Here is a 7,660-nt window from a genome sequence, read left to right on the forward strand (position 1 = left end):
CGAGCCATACGATCGTTATCCACCAACAACCAAGAAGGGGAATAATAGGATGATGAATTCATTCAATAAACGCTTGAAGTTGATGACGACCAGCGCGGCGCTCGCGCTGATCCTGGCGGGTGCGCCGCAGGCCTATGCCGCGACGCCGGCCGATACGCTGGTTCTGGCCTGGGCGATCGATGACATCATCACGCTCGATCCGGGCGAAGCCTTCGAAATCTCGACGGCCGAAGTGACGGCCAACACCTATAGCAAGCTGGTCGCGCTCGATCCGGCCGACACGTCGAAGGTAATCGGCGACCTCGCCGAGAGCTGGACCATCTCGGACGACGGCCTGACCTATACGTTCAAGCTCAAGTCGGGCCTGAAATTTGCTTCGGGCAATCCGATCACGGCGGCAGACGTCGCCTACTCGTTCGAGCGTGCCGTCAAGCTCGACAAGTCGCCAGCCTTCCTGCTCACCCAGTTCGGCCTCACCGGCGACAATGTCACCGAAAAGGCGAAGGCCACCGACGACACGACCTTCGTGCTCACCGTCGACAAGGCCTATGCGCCGAGTTTCGTGCTCAACGTGCTGACCTCCACGGTTGCCTCGGTCGTCGACAAGGTTCTGGTCACCGAAAAGGCCAAGGCGATGACGCCGACGGCCGAATACAAGTATGACACCGATTTCGGTAACGAATTCCTCAAGACCGGCTATGCCGGCTCGGGTCCGTTCAAGATCCGCGAATGGCGCGCCAACGAAGTCGTCGTGCTCGAGCGCAACGACAACTTCTATGGCGAAAAGGCAAAGCTTGCCCGCGTCATCTATCGCTACATGAAGGAAAGTGCCGGCCAGCGCCTGGCACTTGAAAACGGCGATATCGACGTTGCACGCAATCTCGAGCCGGGCGATTTCGAGGCGGTATCGAAGAAGGAAGGCATTGCCACGACATCGGCACCGAAGGGCACGCTGTACTACTTCAGCCTGAACCAGAAGAACCCGAACCTGGCCAAGCCGGAAGTCATCGAAGCCTTCAAGTATCTGGTCGATTACGATGCGCTCGGCGAAACGCTGATCAAGGGCATCGGCTCGATCCACCAGACCTTCCTGCCGTCCGGCCAGCTCGGCGCGCTTGAAGACAAGCCCTACAAGCTCGATGTGGCCAAGGCGAAGGAACTGCTGGCCAAGGCCGGTCTGGCCGACGGCTTCACCGTCACCATGGACGTGCGCAACACCCAGCCGGTCACCGGCATTGCCGAAAATGTCCAGCAGACACTGGCCCAGGCCGGCATCAAGCTGGAAATCATCCCGGGTGATGGTAAGCAGACGCTGACCAAGTTCCGCGCCCGCCAGCACGACATCTATATCGGCCAGTGGGGTTCGGACTATTTCGATCCGAACTCGAATGCCGAGACGTTCACCTTCAACCCGGACAATTCCGACGAAGGCAAGAACAAGACGCTCGCCTGGCGCAATGCCTGGGATCCGACCGAGCTTTCGGCCAAGACGGCGGCCGCTCTGCTCGAAAAGGACACGGCAAAGCGTGCGGCGATCTATGAAGACCTGCAGAAGCAGGTTCTCGCAACCGGCCCGTTCGTGATGATCTTCCAGCAGACGGAAATCGCCGGCTATTCGGACAAGGTGAAGGATTACAAGCTCGGACCGAGCTTCGACACCAACTTCGTCTACACCGTCTCCAAGGACTGATCCCCTTGACGGATGTCTCCAATCGGACCGAGGCGCGGCGCAATAGCGCGCGCGCCTCGGCGCTTGCCATCTCGCTGTCGAAATTCATCCTGACGGTGGTGACGACGTATCTCGGCCTTTTGGCCGTGACTTTTTTCATCGGTCGCGTGGTGCCGATCGATCCCGCGCTCGCCATTGTCGGCGATCGTGCGCCGGCGCATGTCGTCGAGCGCGTGCGCGAGGAACTCGGCCTGAACCTGCCGCTCTACGAGCAGTTTTTCATCTATATTCGCCAGGTGCTGAGTGGCGATTTCGGCACCTCGGTGCTGACCACCAATCCGGTTTTGTCCGATATCGCAAGGGTGTTTCCCGCGACCATGGAGCTTGCGACGGTCGGCACGATCATCGGCGTTTTGTTCGGCGTGCCGCTCGGTATCCTGGCCGCCGTCAAGCGCGGGTCGATCGCCGACCAGATCGTGCGGGTCATCGGGTTGATCGGCTATTCCGTGCCGATCTTCTGGCTGGGCCTTTTGGCGCTTTTGTTCTTCTATGCCAAGCTCAACTGGGTCGCCTATCCGGGGCGCGTCGATATCGTCTACGAATACAGCTTCACGCCGGTCACTGGCTTCTACCTTCTCGACGCCGCCATGCAGCGGCAATGGGACGTGTTGTGGGACCTGTTCCGCCACATCATCCTGCCGGGCGCACTGCTCGGGTATTTTTCGCTCGCCTATATCAGCCGGATGACGCGCTCGTTCATGCTGAACGAGCTTTCGCAGGAATATATCGTGGCGGCCCGGGCCAAGGGCCTGTCGGAAACGCGGATCATCTGGTTCCATGCGCTGCGCAACGCCGCCGTGCCGCTGCTCACCGTGATCGCGCTCTCCTATGCAGGCCTGCTCGAAGGCTCGGTGCTGACCGAGACGATCTTCTCTTGGCCGGGGCTTGGCCTCTACATCACCAATTCTCTGCAGAATGCCGACATGAATGCGGTGCTCGGCGGGACGATCGTCATCGGCTCCGTGTTCATCGCCATCAACCTCCTGTCGGACGTTCTCTACCGCATGCTTGACCCGAGGACGCGCAGCCGATGACCGGATCCGAACTCACGGCAAAACCGAGCCTTCGCCAATGGCTTCTCTCCGACCGGCCGCAGTCGCGCTGGCAGGCCCGTTGCGGCCGTCTCTACATGATCTGGCGGCGGTTTTCCGAAAACCGGCTGGCGCTTTTCGGTCTCGCCATCCTGATCGCGCTGCTGTTCGTCGCCGCCTTTGCCGATGTCCTGGCGCCGCATTCGCCTGTGCAGGGCGACCTGCGCAATGCGCGCCTGCTGCCGCCTGGAACCGAAGGATACCTGCTCGGCACCGATGACCAGGGGCGCGATATCCTGTCGCGACTGATCCATGGCTCGCGGCTGACGCTGTTTGTCATCGCGCTGGTGGCGATCATCGCCGCGCCGATCGGCCTGATCGTCGGGACGGTTGCCGGTTACGCAGGTGGCTGGGTCGATGCGGTGCTGATGCGCATCACCGACATCTTCCTCGCCTTTCCAAAGCTGGTTCTGGCGCTGGCGCTGGTTGCAGCGCTTGGTCCCGGCATCGAAAACGCGGTACTCGCCATCGCGATCACATCATGGCCGCCCTATGCCCGTATCGCGCGCGCCGAAACCATGACCTTCCGCAATTCGGACTATATCTCGGCGGTCAAGCTGATGGGGGCGTCGCCGCTGCGCATCGTGCTGTTCCACATCATTCCGCTCTGCATGTCGTCGCTGATCGTGCGCGTGACGCTCGATATGGCGGGTATCATCCTGACGGCAGCCGGCCTCGGCTTCCTCGGCCTCGGTGCCCAGCCGCCGCTGCCGGAATGGGGCGCGATGATCGCGTCGGGTCGCCGTTTCATTCTCGACCAATGGTGGGTTGCCGCCATGCCGGGCTTTGCCATCCTGATCGTTTCGCTCGGCTTCAATCTCTTGGGCGATGGCCTGCGCGATGCGCTCGATCCGAAGGAGGCCGGCCAATGACGCCGCTTCTGACAGTCGAAAACCTGAGGGTCAGTTTTCCAACCCGCACCGGCACCATCGAGGCCGTGCGCGGCGTGAACTTCACCCTCGGCAAGGAACGTCTCGGCATTGTCGGCGAATCCGGCTCGGGCAAGTCGCAGACCGGCCGCGCCATCATGGGGCTGACACCGGGTCACGCCCTGATCACCGCCGACAAGCTCGCGTTCGGCGAAACCGATCTGCTCAAGGCCTCGGCCTCGCAGCGTCGGACCCTGCGTGGCAAACGGCTGGCGATGATCCTGCAGGATCCGAAATATTCCCTCAACCCGGTCATGCCGATCGGCCGGCAGATCATGGAAACCCTGCGCACCCACGAGCGGATCTCGCGCAGCGAGGCGCGCGCCCGAGCGCTTGCAATGCTGGAAGCGGTACAGATCCGCGACCCGGAGCGTGTCTTTGATCTCTATCCGCACGAGGTTTCCGGCGGCATGGGCCAGCGCGTGATGATCGCGATGATGCTGGTCTGCGGTCCGGAACTCCTGATCGCCGACGAGCCGACATCGGCGCTCGACGTCACCGTACAGCTCGAAGTGCTGGCCATTCTCGACAAGCTTGTGTCCGAGCGCGGCATGGGGCTGATCTTCATCAGCCACGACCTCAGGCTCGTCTCGTCCTTCTGCGACCGTGTCCTGGTCATGTATGCCGGCAAGGTGGTCGAGGAGATCGAGGCATCGAAACTGTCCGAGGCCAAGCATCCCTATACCCAAGGTCTCCTCAACTGTCTGCCGCAGATCGCCGCCGACCGGCATCCGCTGCCGGTGCTGGAGCGCCAGGCGGAGTGGAAGCTATGAAACTGTCCCTTTCCATCCGTGACATGATCGTGCGCTTCGACGGTTTTCGTGCGCTCGATACCGTCAGCCTCGATGTCGAGACCGGCCAGTCCTTCGGCATTGTCGGGGAATCCGGTTCGGGCAAATCGACGCTTCTGCGTGCCGTCGCCGGGCTGAACCCGTTCGACGAGGGCACACTGACGGTGAGCGGCCGGAGTTACAGCGGTCGCAAGCGTGACCGGGAATTCTACCGCACCGTCCAGATGGTCTTCCAGGATCCTTACGGCTCGCTGCATCCGCGCCAGACGGTCGGCCGGCTGCTGCTGGAGCCGCTGGCGATCCATGGGATCCCGGATGCCGAGGTACGCATCGCGCGGGCGCTCGACGAGGTGGGCCTCGGCAGCGGCTTCCGCTTCCGCTTTTCGCACCAACTGTCGGGTGGCCAGCGCCAGCGCATCGCCATTGCCCGGGCGTTGATCCTCGAGCCGCAGATCCTGCTGCTCGACGAGCCGACATCGGCGCTCGATGCCTCGATCCAGGCTGAGATCCTCAACCTGCTCGAACAGGTGCGCAAGGATCGCGGCCTGACCTTTGTCATGGTCAGCCACGATCTCTCGGTGATCAGCCACATGTGCGAAAAGCTGGTGGTGATGAAGTCCGGCAAGGTGGTGGAAACCCTGTCGACGGAGCAGTTGCGCAGCCGCGACTTTTCCACCGACTACACGCGCCAGCTTCTCACCGCCAGCGAGGGTTTTCGCCGCGACTGACAAAGGGCGCAACTGATCCTGGGCGCCGCTGATCGTGCCGGGTGGCTCACGCCACCCGCAGCCCCGACCGCCAGGCGGCTTTCAGGAACGGATGGCCGTCGTGCAGGTCGGTGCGGATCAGGTCGGCGCGCATGCCGAGCGAAATTTCGCCGCGATCCTTCAAGCCGCCGGCCAGCGCCGGTGCACGGGTGACCATGGCCACCGCGCGCGGCAGATCGTAGCTGAGGCCCGGATCGGCGGCGATCATGAAGGCCGCATCGAGCAGCGAGCGCGGCACATAGTCGGATGCCAGGATATCGACGAGATCGGCAACCAGCAGGTCGCGCACGGCGATATTTCCGGACTGCGAGCCGCCGCGCAGGATGTTCGGTGCGCCGGCGACGATGCCCAGCCCCTTGTCGCGTGCGGCTTGTGCTGCCTCGATCGAGCAGGGGAATTCGGAAATGCTGACGCCATCGGCCAGCGCCTCGTCAATGTGTTCGATATCGGTATCGTCATGGCTCATCAGTGGCAGGGAGCGCGACCGAGCAAGTGCGACGATTTCCGGCCGGATGGCCGCGCCGATCTCGCCCTTTTCGGCGACCAGGACCTTGATCTTCTCGCGCACCAGGTCCGGGCTTTCGCCGGTGGATTTGGCGGCACGGGCGACATAGGCGTCGATGTCGCGGCTCTGGCGGATGCCGGGCAGGTGCTCCATCACCGACATGACCCGGACGATGGCGCGGTCGATATTGGCGGCCGTCAGCGCCGGCGTCGCCGGATCGGTGATCTCGCAGCGCAGATGCACCAGGTGTTCGGCGCGCAGCATGCCGGCGGCGGTTGCCTGTTCCAGCGCCTCGATCATCGGCGTCAGGATTTCGGCGCGGTGCGGGTTGTCTGTGGTGGCGCCGACGCAGAGGCTGTCGAAGACGGTGGTGACGCCGCCGCCGATGATCTGGGCATCGTGGGCAAGGGCGGCCCGCATGAAATCCCAGCGCACATGGGCGCGCGGATAGATGTGCTTTTCGAAATGGTCGGTATGGATGTCGACGAGGCCGGGGAGCAGATAGTCGCCGGCAAAGTCGATGGCGCCTTCCAGCCGCGACGGGCCTTCGTGGATCTCGGTGATCAGGCCGTCCTCGACGATGACCGTGCCATGCATGACATGACCGGGCAGAACGACGCGGGCATTGGTGATGACGATGGCAGTCCGGTTCGCGTGGCGCTCGGCCTCACCCGTCGCATTCATCTCCTGCAGCATGTGGCGTGCTCCCGTCTCGACTGATTTGACCCGAGTGTCGGCCCGTCTCTATGCGCGCTTCATGACGGTTTGTTGTCAGTCGTCAACGATTGCAACTCAACGCTGTCGATCGAGCACGGACAGCATGTCGTCGGCGATCACCTGTTCCTCGTCGGTCGCGATGACCCGGACCATGATCCCGCTCGAGGCTGTCGAGATCACCGCAGCATTCCGGTCATTGGCGAGCGGATCGAGCACAACGCCGAGAAAGGCCAGCCGCTCGCAGACGGCCTTGCGGATGGCCGGCTGGTTCTCGCCGATGCCGGCGGTGAGGACCAGCGTGTCGAGCCCTCCCAGCGTGGCCGCCAGACGCGCCACTTCGCCGGCGATGCGGAAGGTGAAGACGTCGATCGCCTCGCGGGCCTGGCGCGCATTGCTTTCGAGCAGTACCCGGCTGTCGGCGCTGATGCCGGACAGGCCAAGCAGGCCGGACTGCTGGTAGATCATCGTCTCGACCTGATCGACGCTCAGGCCGTGGCCATGGATCAGGTGGAAGAACACGCCGGGATCGATGGCGCCGCTGCGGGTTGCCATCGGTACGCCGTCGATGGTGGAAAAGCCCATCGACGTGTCGCGGCTGATGCCACGCTCCATGGCGCAGAGGCTGGCACCGCTGCCGAGATGGGCAACGACCGCCCGACCGCCGGCACGCTCGGGTTCCAGCGCCTTCAGCACGCGGGCGATATAGGCGTAGGACAGGCCGTGAAAGCCGTAGCGCTTGATGCCCTTGTCGAACCATTCGCGCGGTATGGCAAAACGCTGCACGGTCTCGCTCTGGCTGCGATGAAAGGCGGTGTCGAAGGACACTGTCTGCGGCAGGCCGGGCTTCAGGTCGTGGATGGCCTGGATCAGCCTGATGTTCTGCGGCTGGTGCAAAGGCGCCAGCGGGATCAGCGCCGCGATGGCAGCCGTGCTCTCGTCGGTGACCAGCACCGGATCGGCAAAACGATCGCCGCCATGCACCACGCGGTGGCCGACGGCGGTCACCGCATCAAGATCATAGTGCGCCGCCAGCCAAGAGAAGGTTTCTTCGAGCACATCATGCAGCAGGTCATCGCTTCTGGCTTCGAGCGGTACGTCGAAGATCTGCGGGCCTTCGACCAGATGGAATGT

Annotated in this window: 7 protein-coding genes; 5 read left to right on the forward strand and 2 right to left on the reverse strand. The window is 63.1% G+C overall.

Annotated elements, in window-relative coordinates; genetic code table 11:
* Positions 1-49 precede the first annotated feature (49 nt).
* The 5 genes from PDO_RS19500 to PDO_RS19520 all read left to right on the forward strand — a co-directional run bounded on the left by PDO_RS19500 (position 50) and on the right by PDO_RS19520 (position 5,268).
* Positions 50-1,690 (forward strand): ABC transporter substrate-binding protein, encoded by a 1,641-nt coding sequence (locus PDO_RS19500; RefSeq protein ID WP_007605978.1) that lies wholly within the window; start codon positions 50-52, stop codon positions 1,688-1,690.
* A 68-nt stretch (positions 1,691-1,758) separates the two neighbouring features.
* Positions 1,759-2,763, forward strand: coding sequence for an ABC transporter permease (locus PDO_RS19505; RefSeq protein WP_244426487.1), 1,005 nt, complete (start codon positions 1,759-1,761; stop codon positions 2,761-2,763).
* Positions 2,760-3,692, forward strand: coding sequence for an ABC transporter permease (locus PDO_RS19510; RefSeq protein WP_007605982.1), 933 nt, complete (start codon positions 2,760-2,762; stop codon positions 3,690-3,692). Before PDO_RS19505 ends, PDO_RS19510 begins: the two co-directional genes overlap by 4 nt.
* Positions 3,689-4,522, forward strand: coding sequence for an ABC transporter ATP-binding protein (locus PDO_RS19515; protein WP_007605983.1), 834 nt, complete (start codon positions 3,689-3,691; stop codon positions 4,520-4,522). The genes PDO_RS19510 and PDO_RS19515 overlap by 4 nt, the downstream gene beginning before the upstream one ends.
* The gene (locus tag PDO_RS19520; protein WP_007605984.1) at positions 4,519-5,268 is read left to right on the forward strand and encodes an ABC transporter ATP-binding protein; all 750 of its coding nucleotides are present in this window, start codon (positions 4,519-4,521) and stop codon (positions 5,266-5,268) included. Before PDO_RS19515 ends, PDO_RS19520 begins: the two co-directional genes overlap by 4 nt.
* 46 nt (positions 5,269-5,314) lie before the next feature.
* Here the strand turns inward: PDO_RS19520 and PDO_RS19525 are convergent, their stop codons facing one another.
* Together PDO_RS19525 and PDO_RS19530 are read right to left on the reverse strand one after the other, a co-directional pair.
* The gene (locus tag PDO_RS19525) at positions 5,315-6,508 is read right to left on the reverse strand and encodes an alpha-D-ribose 1-methylphosphonate 5-triphosphate diphosphatase (RefSeq protein WP_007605985.1); all 1,194 of its coding nucleotides are present in this window, start codon (positions 6,506-6,508) and stop codon (positions 5,315-5,317) included.
* Positions 6,509-6,604: 96 nt separating this feature from the next.
* Positions 6,605-7,660, reverse strand: a 1,056-nt coding sequence (locus PDO_RS19530; protein WP_007605986.1) for an acetate/propionate family kinase, incomplete at its 5' end; no start/stop codon positions are given.

It is taken from the genome of Rhizobium sp. PDO1-076 (genome assembly GCF_000247475.1).
In the GTDB taxonomy this organism is placed as follows: domain Bacteria; phylum Pseudomonadota; class Alphaproteobacteria; order Rhizobiales; family Rhizobiaceae; genus Allorhizobium.

Excerpts from the sequence above, each read along its gene's own strand:
- PDO_RS19500 (WP_007605978.1), top strand. The coding sequence starts at position 50 with ATGATGAATTCATTCAATAAACGCTTGAAGTTGATGACGACCAGCGCG.
- PDO_RS19510 (WP_007605982.1), top strand. The coding sequence starts at position 2,760 with ATGACCGGATCCGAACTCACGGCAAAACCGAGCCTTCGCCAATGGCTT.
- PDO_RS19515 (WP_007605983.1), top strand. The coding sequence starts at position 3,689 with ATGACGCCGCTTCTGACAGTCGAAAACCTGAGGGTCAGTTTTCCAACC.
- PDO_RS19520 (WP_007605984.1), top strand. The coding sequence starts at position 4,519 with ATGAAACTGTCCCTTTCCATCCGTGACATGATCGTGCGCTTCGACGGT.
- PDO_RS19525 (WP_007605985.1), bottom strand. The coding sequence starts at position 6,508 with ATGCTGCAGGAGATGAATGCGACGGGTGAGGCCGAGCGCCACGCGAAC.